We start from the raw sequence: 13,875 nt of genomic DNA on the forward strand, positions 1-13,875 counted from the left end.
GCATAAGCGCGGGGACGCGGGGAGAAATTTTGAAAACCTTGACCATCCTGCGCCACGCCAAGTCGGGTTGGGACGTGGCCGTCGAGCGCGACTTCGACCGTCCGATCAACAAGCGCGGCGCGCGCGGCGCCGAACTGATCGGCCAATGGCTGAAACGGCGGAAACTGCCCGTCGACCGCATCGTCGCCTCGCCCGCTGTCCGCGTGACCGAAACGCTCGACATCTTCCAGCCCGCCGCCGGCCTCGACGCGCTCGAACCGCATTGGGACCGCCGCATCTATCTCGCCTCGGCCGCGACGCTGATCGACGTGATCCGCGACACCGGCCGCGATGCGCAACACCTGCTGATCTCGGGGCATAATCCGGGCCTCGAGGATCTGATCCTGATGCTCGTCCCCGAATCGGACGATGACGACCTCCGCGCCAGGGTCGAGGAAAAGCTCCCGACCTCGGCGCTCGCCCGCCTCGACCTCGACATCGCCGACTGGCACGATCTCGACACCGGCATGGCGCGCTTCGCCGACTTCATCCGCCCCCGCGACCTCGACCCCGCGCTCGCCCCCGCCATGGACGACGATTAGGGCCCAGCTCGCCCGCCCGTCCCGTCTGGCCAACCCGCCTCGTCGCCCCTATGGCGGCAAATGATGGCCGACGACCGCTTCCAGTCCCGCTTCGCCGCCGATGCGAGCCTGCTGCCGCATATGGCGGACCTCGCGAACGACCGGGTGCTGATCGCGCTGCTGGGCGAAGCCGATTATCGCGCCGCGAGCTTCCTCGACCAGCGGCTGCTCACCGATCGCATCGGGCGCGAGTGGACGGCGTGGAGCGCGCTGCCCGACCTCGGCGCGTCGGCGCCGCGGCCCGATTTCATCTTCCACATCGGTCATGTCGGATCGACGCTGGTCTCGCGCCTGCTCGCCGAGGTCGGCGGCGCGTTGCCGCTGCGCGAGCCGATGCTGCTGCGCACGCTGGCGCAGGTCGCCGAGCGGCTCGACCGGCCCGAATCGCTCTGGTCGCCCGAGCTTTACCGCGCGCGCCTCGCGCAAAGCCTCGGCTGGCTGGGCCGCGGCTTCGCGCCGGACCAGCGCGCGATGGTCAAGGCGTCGAGCGTGATCACCGTGATCGCCGGCGACCTCACGGGCCCCGACGGCCACGCGCTGTTCCTCCATGTCCCGCTTCCCCGCTATATCGAAACGATCCTCGCGGGCGAGGCGTCGATGGCCGAAACGTTGACACAGGCCCCGGCGCGCATGGCGCGGCTCGCGGGCCTGCTTCCCGATTTCCCGCATGCGCTGTGGCAGCTGCCGCCGGTCATCCGCGTCGCGATGAGCTGGCTGTGCGAAATGGCGACGGCGCAGCGCGCGCTGCCACCGGACGCTCCGCGCCACCTCTGGGTCGATTTCGAGGCGATGCTGACCGCCCCCGCCGCCGCGCTCGCGGCGCAAGCGGCGCATTTCGGCTTGCCGGTCGACAGCGCGCGTATCGATGCCGCGCTCGCCGGGCCGATCATGCGCCAATATTCGAAGGCGCCCGAACATGGCTACAGCCCCGACCTTCGCCGCGAACTGCAGGCGCAGGCAGCGCGCGATCATGCCCATGCGATCGCCGAAGCGATCGCATGGGTTGAAGCGCTCGCCGCGCGCTATACAAGCCTTGCCGACCTGCCGATCCACGGCCAATAGGAAGCTTTAGATGTTCAAGCTCGTCCAGCTGCTCGACGACAATGCGGTCCGCACGCTGCGCGAGATCGCCGCCGGCGGAAAATTCGTCGACGGCAAGATCAGCAACCCGCATTCGAAGGTGAAGAACAACCTGCAGCTTCACGACGCGGGCGCCTATGAACGTTCGTCGAAGATATTGCTCGACGCGATGGTGCAGAATCCCGACTTCATGGAATTCTCCTTTCCGGCGCGCATCGCGCCGCCGCTGCTGACGCGCTACACGCCGGGCATGCACTATGGGCTGCACCCCGACGCCGCCTATATCCCGCTGCCCGACGGCCAGCTGCGCACCGACGTCAGCTGCACCGTCTTCCTCAACGACCCCGCCGATTATGACGGCGGCGCGCTGCATGTACGGCTGGGCAGCGCCGACCTGCGCTTCAAGGAAGCCCCGGGGGTCGCGATCATCTATCCCTCGCACACGCTGCACGAGGTCGAGCCGGTGACGCGCGGCGAGCGGCTCGTCGCGATCACCTTCATCCAGAGCCTGATCCCCGACGTCCAGCACCGCGGCCTGATGTACGAACTCAACGAGGTGGCCGCGCTGGAGGGCGGCAAGATGGAGCCCGCGAACTTCACGCGGCTCCAGGCGGTCCAGTATCAGCTGCTCAGGATGTGGCGGCGCTAGGCGCCACCCACCCTCAATAGCCCATCAGGCTGAGCACTTCCTTGCGGCTGCGCTCGTCGTCGAGGAAACAGCCGAGCAGGCGGCTCGTCACCATGCCGACGCCCGGGGTGCGCACGCCGCGCCCGGTCATGCAGCCATGCTGCGCGTCGATCACCACCGCGACGCCGTGCGGCTGGAGATTGTCCCAGATGCAGCGCGCGACTTCAGCGGTGAGGCGCTCCTGCACCTGCAACCGCCGCGCATAGCCATTGAGCACGCGCGCGAGTTTCGAGATGCCGACGACGCGGTCCTTCGGCAGATAGGCGATCGACGCCTTGCCGGTGATCGGCGCCATATGATGTTCGCAATGCGACTGGAACGGAATGTCGCGCAGCAGCACGATCTCGTCATAGCCGCCGACTTCCTCGAAGGTGCGCGACAGATGGACCGACGGATCCTCGCCATAACCCTGGCAATATTCCTTCCACGCGCGCGCGACGCGACGCGGCGTGTCGCGCAAACCCTCGCGCGCCGGGTCGTCGCCCGCCCACTCGATCAACGTGCGCACCGCGTCGGCGACATGGTCCGGAACCACCACCTTGCCGTCCGGCCCCAACTCGACTTTGTCGCTCATTGCCCCGCTTTCACTGTTGCCATCATGTCGCACATTTCGACGTCCCGATGGAGATACGCAAGGGCAGGACCAAAAGAAATTGTCCTCCCCCGTCAACTTTACGTTGCGGAATCTTGACTTTTTCTCATTCCGGAGAGGCGCGGTTTCGCGTCCTTTTTCGGGCCGAACAAGTGACTTGACGCTTTCGTCAACTCGGCGCACCTTCCTTGCCATACAGAACTCGCTCAAGCGGGTCGTATTCCGGAGAGGCCGGCGTTTTCCCCGACGCCGGCGGGAGAGGACGATGACCAGCATAGCTGGCAAGTGGGATTCACGAGGGCACATGGCCGTTTCGGCCCGGTGCCCTTTGCCATGTCTGGTCGTATCCCCTCCCCTTACCACAATTTGAAAGTTGGGCGGCCCCGCACCTCGCGGGGCTGAAAAAGGGAGGCTATAGATGAAGTTCAAGGCACTGATCGGAACGTCGCTCCTTGCGATGACGGTGGCGACGCCGGCATATGCGCAAGACGCGGCGGATGAAGTGGAACGCGATGCTTTCGGCGGCGAAATCGTCGTCACGGCGCAGCGCCAGTCGGAACGTCTGCAGGACGTGCCGATCGCGGTCAGCGCCTTTTCGACCGAAGCGCTCGAAGCGCAGCAGATCAAGACCCCGTCGGATCTTCAGCTGACCTTGCCCAACGTCACCTTCACCAAGACCAATTTCACCGGCGCCAGCTTCACGATCCGCGGTATCGGCGACCTTTGCGTCGGCACGACCTGCGACAGCGCGACCGCGATCCATCTGAACGGCGATCCGCTGTTTTCGACCCGCCTGTTCGAAACCGAATTCTTCGACCTCGAACGCGTCGAAGTGCTGCGCGGGCCGCAGGGCACGCTGTTCGGCCGCAACGCGACGTCGGGCGTGGTCAACGTCATCACCGCCAAGCCGAAGCTCGGAACGTTCGAAGCCGCCGCCGAAGCCGAATATGGCAATTATAATTCGCTCAAGGGCAAGGCGATGGTCAACATCCCCCTTGGCGATTCCGCCGGCATCCGCGTCGCGGGCATCTACCTCAACCGCGACGGCTATACGAAGAACGAGTTCCTCGACACGCGGATCGACGACCGCGACCTCTATTCGGTCCGCGGCTCGTTCCGCTGGGAGCCGACCGAGGACACCACCATCGACCTGCTCGCATCCTATTTCCGCGAAAAGGACAAGCGCACCCGCATCCAGAAACAGCTCTGCCAGCGCGACCCGACCGGCATCCTCGGCTGTTTGAACAACCGCCTCGACAATTCGCCCTTCAACGGCAACGCGACCTTCACCGCGGCGCTGACCTCGCGCGAATTCCTCGCAACGCAAGGGATCCCCGCCGCCTTCGCCTTGGGCAGCCTCTATGGCCCCGACGTCTATGCCAATACGACGATCCCGTCGGATCCGCGCACGGTAAACACCGCCTATACGCCGAGCTATTTCACCAGCGAACTGACGCTGCAGGGCCAGATCGAGCATAATTTCGGCCCGGTGTCGCTGCAGGTTTCGGGCCAGTATCAGAAGGTCAAGCTCGACGCGTCGCAGGATTATAACAGCAATATCGGCGACCGCTCGCTCTATGCCGGCGGCCTCGCAACGCTTGCGGCGGCGGCGGGCGGCGCGCTCGGCCCGGCGCTTCAGGCCTATTTCGCCCCGGTTGCCGACGCGATCATCCCGAACGGACCGAACGGCCAGCTTTGCACCTCTCTCGCGGAAGAGAGCGGCTTCGGCTCGTTCGGCGGCAACAGCATCTGTTCGGACCAGTCGCTGCAATTCGACCGTTCGAACCAGTATAACAGCAGCTGGTCGGTCGAAAGCATCCTGACGAGCGACTTCGACGGGCCGTTCAACTTCCTGCTTGGCGGCATCTATGCCGACTATCACCTGACCGAGAACAGCTATTACGTGAACGCGTTCCCGATCGATTATCTGACCGGCGTTCTCGGCGCGTTCAACTCGTTGAGCAACGGGCTGCCGCCCTCCTTCCTCGGCACGCCCTTCTTCCGTAACAATACCGCCGATTTAAAGATCAAATCCTACGGGATCTTCGGCGAAGCCTATGTCGAGTTCAACGACCGGATCAAGCTGACCGCCGGTCTGCGCTACAACAACGACAAGAAGAGCGTCCAAGCGCGTTCGACGCTGGCCAGTTTCCTCGTGCCCTTCGGCCAAACGGGGACGGCCTTCGATTCGCCTTTCGTCGGCACCTTCGACGCCGATCCAGGCACACCCGGCAACCAGCTGATCCAGTCGCGGAGCGTCAAGTTCAACGAATGGACTGGGCGCGCGGTGCTCGACTTCAAGTTGACCGAGGACAATCTCCTCTATGCCTCCTATTCGCGCGGTTACAAATCGGGGGGCATCAACCCGCCGCTGCAGCCGATCTTCCAGGTGCCCGAGTCCTTCCAGCCCGAGCAAGTCGACGCTTTTGAGATCGGGTCAAAAAATACCTTTGGCAACGGCGCACTCCAGCTGAACCTCACCGCCTTCTATTATAAATACAAGGATCTGCAGCTCAGCAAGATCGTCGCACGCACGGCGGTCAATGACAATGTTGACGCCGACATCTACGGCTTCGAAGTCGAAGGCATGGTCCGCCCCGATCCCGATGTGCTGATCAATCTGGGCTTCAGCTATCTGCACACCAAGGTCGCGAGCGACAAATATACCAGCAACCCTCGCGACTTTGGCGGCGGACGCGCCGATGCGGTGATCATCAAGGATATCACCAACGCAGCGAACTGTGCGGTGGCGTCAGCATCCGGCAGCGTGGCGGGAGTCAACGCCTATGTGAATCAGGTCAATCAGCTGATCAATGCCGGCGCCATTCCCGGTCTTCAGGCCGGAGCCGGTTTGCAGGGGACAAAGCCTTTCCCGGCCGATGGCGGTATCGCGTCGACCGGCGCCTACAGCGTTTGCGCCGTCGTCGCGGCACTCGCGCCGACTCTTGGCCAAGCCTTCGGAGGCATCGAAACCTCGACCACCATCAACGGCGAAACCTTCCAATATTCGGCCGGCATTCCCGTCAACATCAAGGGCAATCAGCTGCCGCAGGCGCCGAACTACAAGTTCAGCGCGGGCATCCAATATACGGCGCGGCTGGGCGACGGCGACATGACGCTCGTCCCCCGCGTCGACCTCGCCTATACCGGTGAAAGCTATGGCAGCATCTTCAACGGCAATGTGAACCGGATCAAGGGCTATGCCCAGGTCAACGCCCAGCTGCAGCTCAACGGTCCCGACGACAAATGGTATGTGAAGGGGTTCATCCAGAACGTCTTCGACGCCAACAGCGTCACCGGCCTCTACATCACCGACCAGTCGTCGGGGAATTACACCAACATCTTCACCCTCGAACCGCGCCGCTACGGCATCGCGGCGGGCGTGCGATTCTGACGACCGACCGGCAACAATACCGACGAACCCGGCCTCTCGATCGAGAGGCCGGGTATTCTTTTGATCGGGACCGACGAAAAGAAAAGGGCCGGGCCATCATGCGATGGCCCGGCCCCTTCTTCGACCCTGCGCGTCAGCGCATCAATCAGAACTTCGCGCGCAGCTTCACCCCATAGAGCCGCGGCGGCGCCGGATAGACGGCGAAGCTCGCGCTCTGCTCGGGGATCGGGAAGGCCGTGATGTTGTAATATTTGTTGAAAAGATTTTCGACGTAGAACTCGACCGCATAATTCTGGTCGGGTCCGAAATTCAGGCCCGCCCGCGCATTGACGATCGTATAACCATCGTTGGTCGTGAACGGCACCGCGACCGGATCGTTCATCGTGTTCGCGTCGCTGTTCATCCGCCAGTCGAGGTGCAGCAGGCCGCCAACATTGCTGCTGAGCTGCGGCGTCCAGGTGACCGCGCCGGTGACGACATGCCTGGGCGAATTGGTGAGCGGCAAGCCGTTGTCGTCGCCGGCGACCGCGTCCTTCACTTCGGTATCCACATAGGAATAGCCGAGCACAATGTTGAGGCTGGGCGCCGGACGGATCACCGATTCCAGCTCGACACCCTTCGCCACGAGCTTGTCGAAATTCTGGACGACGAAGTTATTCCCCTCGAACGCCAGGTTCTGATAGCCCTTGAGCTCGGTATAGAAGGCATTGGCGTTGAACTGGAACGCGTTGCTGAAATCGGTCTTCACGCCGAATTCGAACGAATCGACATCTTCATTCCCGAACTCGAGGTCCGACGCCTGTGCGCCATTGCCGCCGAGGAAGGCGGTGTCGAACGACCCGCGGTCGAGGTTGTAGCCGCCCGATTTATAACCGCGGTCATAACCGCCATAGACCATCACGCGATCGTCGAGCTTGACCGACAGCTTTGCAGTTCCCGTCAGCTTGCTCTCGCTGCGCTTGTCGCGAAAGATGCCGTTGAATTCGGGATTGACCACGGGGTTGCAGACAAGGTTGAAAATCGCGTTGCCGAGTCCCGACGGCAGACCCTGCAGCGCCTGGCGATAGAGGCCGTAACGATCGCTTTGCAGCGTCGCGCACCCCGGCAGGTTCGACTGCAGGTCGGCGTTCAGCTTCTTCGATTCATGATTGTAGCGCAGACCAAGGGTCAGCGAGACATTGTCGTTGAAGTCGATGATATTGTGCGTGAACAGCGCAAAGGCTTCGGTGTCGACCCGATAACGATCGCCAATCTGCCCCTGCCCCGCCTGCGGCGCGGGAAGGGGCGTCAGGAAGGTGTCGAGCACGCCCGCCTGCGCGGCGGCGGCCGCGAGCTGCGGGTTCGACGCCAGCAGTACCTGTCCCACCAGCGGCGAGTTCGGGATCGACTGGAAAATCTGGAAGCCCGTCGGACCGGGCACCGCCGAATCGGTCAGCGCGTTGATAAAGGCGTCGACATATTGCGCGCCCTGCGTGCCGAAGCGGGTGCGTTCGGTATATCGCAGCTTCTCGTTGAGGTAGAAGCCGCCGATCAGCCAGTCGACATGATCGTCGAAAGCCGTGCCCTTGAGGCGGATTTCCTGCGTGAAATCGCGCATGTTGATGGGCATATTTTCACGATAGGCGCGGTCGATCCCCGAGAAATCGACGTCCATGCCGCGGATCGCCTTCCAGTCGCGATAGGCGGTGATCGACGTCAGTTCGACGCCGCCCAGATCCCAGTCGAGCTGGCCCGAAACGCCCCATTCGCGCATTTTTTCGGTCAGGTCCCGATCAGGCGAGTACGCGACCTCGCGATTCTTGGGGTTATATGGGATCACGATGCCGGTCAGGCCATTGGCCGCGGCCAGCCCCTGAATCACAGCGCTTGCGGCGAAGGCCGGCGTGCCCGGCTGCGCGAAGCCCGAATTGGTGTTGAGCGCGCCGCAGCACTGCTCATTGGTCTTGGCATAATCGGCGATCAGCCGGAACGAGACGTCATCCTTTTCGAACAAGGCCTGCCCGCGCACCGACCAGCGGTCGAGATCGTTGAAACGGCGATCGCTGTTGACGTCTTTGATATAGCCGTCGCGCTTGTGGTAGCCGCCGTCGAGCCGCACCGCGAGCGTTTCGGAAACCGGTCCGGTGACGCCGGCCTTCAGCTCGATCTCGTCGAGGTTGCCATAGCTCGCCTCGGCATAGCCGCCGAGATTGAAGCTGGGCTTTTGCGTAATGATGTTGAGCGCGCCGGCCGAGGTGTTGCGGCCGAACAGCGTGCCCTGCGGCCCGCGCAGCACTTCGACGCGGTCGATCGGCGGCAGGTCCGCGAGGGCAAGGCCTGCGCGCGCGCGGAAAACGCCGTCGACAAAGACGCCGACCGAGGGTTCGAAGCCGGGGTTGTCGCCTGCGGTTCCGATGCCGCGGATGCGCAGCACGACGCCGGTTGCCGAGGACTGACCGGTCGTCGCCTGAAAGCTGGGCGCGATCTGGCGAAGCCCGCGAATATCGCTGATGCCCGAGTTTTCCAGCTGCTCTCCGCCAACCACATTGACCGCGATCGGGATGTCTTGCGAGCGCTGCGCACGGCCGGTTGCGGTCACGATGATGTCATTACCATAATCGCTGTCGTCGGTGACCGCAGGCGTCGCGGGCGCCGCATCCTGGGCAAAGGCATAGGCCGGGGTCGTGGCAGCGCACAGCATCGTGCCGCCCAACAAAATGTTGCGCAAAATCATGACAGGTCCTCTCTCCAAAACCGTCGCGGCGCAGCCAAAGGCTTATCGGGAGATGCCCGACGGTGAAGTGCCGGTCTAACGCACCGCCCCGCGGCGTCAACGCGCGCGCGCGCGAGCATCCGGCTTTTCCGTCCATTAGTGGCACAAAAGCAACAGTTTACGCTACGGCAGGCGTAATCTGATTGTCACAAAAAGTGCTGAAGCAACGATGGATGAGGGGTGGTGCCTGGGGACGGGATCGAACCGCCGACACTGCGATTTTCAGTCGCATGCTCTACCAACTGAGCTACCCAGGCGAAGCGCTTGCGGCCGGTCGGCCGCGCTGGCGAGCGGCGGCTATAGGCAGGGCTTTGCGTCCTGTCCAGCATCTTTCTTTGCGATCATCCCTCGTCGAAACGATCGTCGTCGGCGGTGCCGTCGGGCGCCTGATCGGCCGGCACGCGATAGTCCTCGCCGAACCAGTTGAGGAGGTCGCGATCGCGGCAACCGCGGCTGCAAAAGGGCTTATATTCGGGGTCGCGCGGCTTGCCGCACAGCGGACAGCGCGGGGGTTTACTGGGCATGACCCGCTCCTTTGACGGCCGCATCCGCGATCAGGCGGACCGCGCGGCCGGTGCGATTTTGTAGAGTTTCGATCCACGCCGAATGCGCCGCGATCCGGTCGATCACCGCGCCGCGCGCGGTCAGCGTCAGGTCGCCCGTCCCCACCGCGCGTTCCGCCTGACGCAGCAGCAGCGCGGCATCGGTCGCGGCGGGATCGAGCCGGACCTGCTCGATCAGCGAGGGCCGCTCGCGGCGGCGGACGATCTGCATAAAGCCGAAGCCGTTGACCGCGGTGCGCTCGAACGGCTGGGGCAAGGCGGCGTCGACCGCCGCGTCGATCGCCTGCCGCCCGGCGCGATCGGGCACCGAGGGAAAGTCGATCCCGATCGACCCGCCGATGTCGCAGCGACGGATCAAGGCCGCCGCCTCGCGCGCGCCCGCCAATGCCAGCGCCAGCGCGTCCCCCTCGCCGTCGATGTCGATCAGCAGCATCGCGGGGGTCGCATCGACCCACAGCGCGCCGCCCGCAAAGGGCCAGTGGCCGGTGCGGACATGGTCGATCAGTTCGGACCAGCCCGCCTGTTCGAGCCGGTCGGGAGCGGCCGGTTGCAGCTCGGCGACGGCGATGCCAGTAGCGGCAATGCGCGCCCGCAGATCGGGCCCGTCACCGACGTCGGCGCCCGCCTCCGCCATCCGCGCCCGCGCGGGCTTGTCGCGGCCGCGTTCGCGCAGCGCCATGCGGGTGATTTGGACGATCAGCCGCGCCCCGGTCGAGGTCGACGGCGGCAGGCCGGTCAGCGTCGCCTGCGGCGCCCCCGGCCAGTCGAGCGCGACCAGCGCGCCTTTGCCGCCCCTGCCCGCTTCGATCAGCTTCGCGCCGACGATCGCGCCGACGCGCGGCCCTTCGCCTTCGCGTTCGATCCGCGCCTCGACGATTGCGCCGTCCTCGATCAGCGCCGCGCGCGCTTCGCCGATCCCGGCTTCATAGAGCCACTCAGCCAAGCGGGATTCCCGCGCTCGTCAACAGCGCGCGCGTTTCGAAGAGCGGCAGGCCGACGACGTTCGAATGGCTCCCCGACAGGAATCGCACAAAGGTTTCGGCGCGCCCCTGGATCGCATAGCCGCCCGCCTTGCCCATCCCCTCGCCGCATTCGACGTAGCGGTCGATCTCGGCGGCGCTCAGCGCCTTGAACGCGACGATCGTGTCGACGACGCGGACGCGCGGGCGATCATCGGCCCCGACGACGCAAACCCCCGACCAGACATGGTGGCGCCGCCCCGACAGCAGGGCGAGCATGCGGCGCAGGTCGGCTTCATCGGCCGGCTTTTCGAGGATGCGGCGCCCGACCGCCACCGTCGTATCGCCCGCGAGGACGATTTCGTCCGGTGCGCGCGCGACCGCGAGCGCCTTGCCCCGCGCCAGCCGCGCGACATAATCGCGCGGCAGCTCGCCCTTCAGCGGCGTCTCGTCGATTTCAGGCGCCGCGATGCGCGCAGGCTCCAGCCCGATCCGCGCCAGCAATTCGCGCCGCCGCGGCGAGGTCGAAGCCAGAACCAGTGTTGGCATGGGCGCAGCCATGGTCGCCGCGCCGCTCACTTGAAGCGATAGGTGATCCGACCCTTGGTCAGGTCATAGGGGGTGAGTTCGACGAGCACTTCGTCGCCCACGAGAACGCGGATGCGATTCTTGCGCATCTTGCCGGCCGTGTGGCCCAGAATCTCGTGATCATTTTCCAGTTTGACGCGAAACATCGCGTTGGGCAGCAGTTCGACCACTTGGCCGCGCATTTCCAGAAGTTCTTCTTTCGCCATCTATCCTCTATGGGCTCGAAATATCGGGATGCGCGCCCATAACCGCAATTCGCGGCAATTGAAAGCAATCTGTCATGGAGCGCGGTGCAAGGGGCGCGGAAGGCCGCGAACCCGGTTCTTTTTGTCTCACGCGGAGACGCGGAGCCGCGGAGAGGTTCGCTCGGGCCGACAGGCCCTTTCTCCATCTACGGTGCGTCGTGTCGCAGCGCGGAAGAGGAAAGGCCGCTGCGCGGCCGGCACGACATCTCCGCGTCTCCGCGTCTCCGCGTGAATCGGAATGTCACGACACCAGTTTGAGCTTGCGTACGATCCGCCAGCCGACGGTCTTCATCCACGCATAGCTCGGCCAGCGCGGCGGCATCGCGGGGTCGAGCCCCATGCGGCGCAGCGCGGCGTTGGCCGCATGCGCTTCGGATTCGCGATAGCTCCATTCGCTGCGCCAGGTGATCGACAGCGAAATCGACGGCGCATCGCCATTGGCGACGAAATGCGGCGCCATCACGGGCATCAGCACCGCGTCGCCGGGGCCGAGCGGCACCTGCTGCGCGTCGTCCTTATACGCCTCCTCCCATGGCAAATTGCGGTGGCCGCCGGTGTGATAGCGCTCATGCTCGCGGCGATGCGCGAAACGCTCGTCGCCCGCGGGCCAGACGTTCATCACCTTCCGCCCCTTGAGCTGGAGCAGGATATTATGCTCGGGGTCGAAGTGGAACGGCGTGATCGACCCCGGCGACGAGATGAAGATGAAGCCCTGCGGCGTCAGCATCGCGCCGGTGCGCGGGGTCACGACGGGTTCGAGTTCGCCGAGCAGGTCCATCAGCAGCGTGCGATAGGCCGCGACATTCTCGATATTCTTGAGCACCGCCCAGCTGCCGTTGCTGTCGATCGTGCGGATGGTCTCGCCGATCGACAGGCCGTTCGAGGGCACATCCTCGGGCCGGATGCCGATCGGCACATCGCCCGGATTATATTCGACCTCGCTGGCGGGCAGGCCTTCGCCGAGCACCGCGAGCGCCTCGATCGACAGCAAAGGATGGTCGGGAAGATGGTGGTGCAGCAGTCCCGCGCGCTGCGGATAGAGCGCCGCCATCCGCTCGAGCGTTTCGGCGGGGAATACGGCGCGGTCGATCGGCTGGTGCGCGGTCATGTCGGGCTTCCTACTTCATTTGCGGGCGCGGCGGCACCCTTCCAGCGCCGCCACAGGCGCTCGGCCTTGTCCAGCATCGCAAAGCGCAACCGGTCGGCGGGCGCCGACAGCGGCACATTGACCCAGACGAGCGCGCGGCGCTCGCGCCAGACGCTGTCGATCATCGGGTGGCCGGGCGCGGCGCAGCTGTCGACCCACGCGATCTTCGGATCGTCGAGCAGGTCGAGATTCGCCTGTTGCAGCAGCACCCCGGGCGAGAAGCGGGCATAATGTTCGTCGAACGCGGTCTTGAACGAAAAGCCGCCGGGCGGGCAAAGGAAGTTGACCAGCATCGCGAGCGGGCGGCCGTCCAGATCGAGCGCGCGCATGTCGAGCTTCCCCGCGTCCGCCGCGCCGGTCAGGATCGCGCGAAACCACGCCGCGGTATCGCCATGGCTCGCGAGCGCCGATCCGGCGCGCCCCTTCCAGCCGCGCGCTTCGAGGGTGAGGAAGGCATCGATCCAAGGATCGAGCCCCTCCCCCGCCTGCCAGCGCCGGACGCCGACCGCACCCTCTTCGGCGAGCCGGTTCGCCTGGCGCCGCAATTCCTTGCGCTTCTTCGCGCGCACCGCGCCATCCCAATAATCGCCCGGCGACAGCGCGCTTTCGAGCAGCGCGCGTTCTTCGCGGTGCACCGCCCGCGCCTCGCCGCCGCGCACCCGCGCGACATCGACCAGCGCGCGGTGGAGCGGGCCGTCCTCGGTCAGGCGCGGCACATGCAGCAACGTGCGCGCCCACGGCGCGGCATCGCACCAGCCGAGCAGGATCGACCAGAACAGGCTTTCGAAACCGGCGCGCACCAGCGGGGCGCCATGAAAATGATTGGGGTGCGCCCAGCCGGTCACATGCCGCAGCGGCAGGCGGCCATAATGGAACGCGGGCGCGACGGGCATCACGCCGATCACCGGCCCGTCGCTGCCATCGCGCACGAGCACCAGCCGCGCCTGGCGTTCGGGATCGAGCAGGTGGAGCGCCGATTGCAGGCACCAGCGTTCGGCGAAAGGATTGGGCTCGCTCGCCTCATCGGCAAGCCGGTCCCACGCCGCCGCGAGCTCGCCCGAAAGCGACAGCGGATCGACGACGCGCACGGTCAGCGGCGCGGCTTCGCCGGCGCTTCTCGGAAAGGCGGGATGGACCGTCATCGGCAAGAGATTAGCAGCGAAGCGTTAAGATGGCGTGGCGATTCGTCCGGGGAAATTCCGCATTCGTGCGGTCGAAATGGCAGCCGGCCGGTTGCGGCCATGTAA

At 65.1% G+C, this 13,875-nt stretch carries 12 protein-coding genes and 1 tRNA gene; 4 read left to right on the top strand and 9 right to left on the bottom strand.

Annotation, left to right across the window (positions count from 1 at the left end):
* Positions 1-29: 29 nt before the first annotated feature.
* The 3 genes from OVY29_RS07795 to OVY29_RS07805 all read left to right on the top strand — a co-directional run bounded on the left by OVY29_RS07795 (position 30) and on the right by OVY29_RS07805 (position 2,349).
* A complete protein-coding gene (locus tag OVY29_RS07795) occupies positions 30-581 on the top strand; it encodes a SixA phosphatase family protein (RefSeq protein ID WP_313911147.1) in 552 nt (183 codons plus the stop codon).
* 63 nt (positions 582-644) lie between these two features.
* Positions 645-1,682 carry a hypothetical protein gene (locus OVY29_RS07800; RefSeq protein WP_037556795.1) on the top strand — a complete coding sequence of 346 codons (1,038 nt, stop codon included), beginning with the start codon at positions 645-647 and terminating at the stop codon, positions 1,680-1,682.
* Positions 1,683-1,692: 10 nt separating this feature from the next.
* A complete protein-coding gene (locus OVY29_RS07805; protein ID WP_037556794.1) occupies positions 1,693-2,349 on the top strand; it encodes a Fe2+-dependent dioxygenase in 657 nt (218 codons plus the stop codon).
* A gap of 13 nt (positions 2,350-2,362) precedes the next feature.
* Here OVY29_RS07805 and folE read toward each other — a convergent pair whose 3' ends face one another.
* Positions 2,363-2,962, bottom strand: a complete 600-nt coding sequence (gene folE / locus OVY29_RS07810) for a GTP cyclohydrolase I FolE (RefSeq protein ID WP_037556793.1) — start codon at positions 2,960-2,962, stop codon at positions 2,363-2,365.
* A 436-nt stretch (positions 2,963-3,398) separates the two neighbouring features.
* Here folE and OVY29_RS07815 point away from each other — a divergent pair, with 436 nt between their 5' ends.
* Positions 3,399-6,374 carry a TonB-dependent receptor domain-containing protein gene (locus OVY29_RS07815; RefSeq protein ID WP_313911148.1) on the top strand — a complete coding sequence of 992 codons (2,976 nt, stop codon included), beginning with the start codon at positions 3,399-3,401 and terminating at the stop codon, positions 6,372-6,374.
* Between the two features lie 145 nt (positions 6,375-6,519).
* On the opposite strand, the gene OVY29_RS07820 is transcribed toward OVY29_RS07815, so the two are convergent.
* From OVY29_RS07820 to OVY29_RS07855, 8 genes are all read right to left on the bottom strand, one after another.
* Positions 6,520-9,087, bottom strand: a complete 2,568-nt coding sequence (locus OVY29_RS07820; protein WP_235211571.1) for a TonB-dependent receptor — start codon at positions 9,085-9,087, stop codon at positions 6,520-6,522.
* A 220-nt stretch (positions 9,088-9,307) separates the two neighbouring features.
* Positions 9,308-9,383 (bottom strand) — tRNA-Phe (locus OVY29_RS07825).
* Positions 9,384-9,467: 84 nt separating this feature from the next.
* Positions 9,468-9,650 carry a DNA gyrase inhibitor YacG gene (locus OVY29_RS07830; RefSeq protein WP_037556792.1) on the bottom strand — a complete coding sequence of 61 codons (183 nt, stop codon included), beginning with the start codon at positions 9,648-9,650 and terminating at the stop codon, positions 9,468-9,470.
* Positions 9,640-10,632, bottom strand: a complete 993-nt coding sequence (locus OVY29_RS07835; protein WP_037556791.1) for a ribonuclease — start codon at positions 10,630-10,632, stop codon at positions 9,640-9,642. The genes OVY29_RS07830 and OVY29_RS07835 overlap by 11 nt, the downstream gene beginning before the upstream one ends.
* Positions 10,625-11,197 carry a Maf family protein gene (locus OVY29_RS07840; protein WP_037556797.1) on the bottom strand — a complete coding sequence of 191 codons (573 nt, stop codon included), beginning with the start codon at positions 11,195-11,197 and terminating at the stop codon, positions 10,625-10,627. The genes OVY29_RS07835 and OVY29_RS07840 overlap by 8 nt, the downstream gene beginning before the upstream one ends.
* A gap of 26 nt (positions 11,198-11,223) precedes the next feature.
* Positions 11,224-11,442 (bottom strand): translation initiation factor IF-1, encoded by a 219-nt coding sequence (infA, locus tag OVY29_RS07845; RefSeq protein WP_010162480.1) that lies wholly within the window; start codon positions 11,440-11,442, stop codon positions 11,224-11,226.
* A gap of 280 nt (positions 11,443-11,722) precedes the next feature.
* Positions 11,723-12,589 (bottom strand): cupin-like domain-containing protein, encoded by an 867-nt coding sequence (locus OVY29_RS07850; RefSeq protein WP_037556790.1) that lies wholly within the window; start codon positions 12,587-12,589, stop codon positions 11,723-11,725.
* On the bottom strand, positions 12,586-13,770 hold the full coding sequence (locus OVY29_RS07855) for a GNAT family N-acetyltransferase (protein WP_037556789.1): 1,185 nt from the start codon (positions 13,768-13,770) through the stop codon (positions 12,586-12,588). The genes OVY29_RS07850 and OVY29_RS07855 overlap by 4 nt, the downstream gene beginning before the upstream one ends.
* Between the last annotated feature and the right edge of the window lie 105 nt (positions 13,771-13,875).

The sequence above is a fragment of the Sphingopyxis sp. SE2 genome (assembly GCF_032227185.1).
Classification (GTDB): Bacteria; Pseudomonadota; Alphaproteobacteria; order Sphingomonadales; family Sphingomonadaceae; genus Sphingopyxis.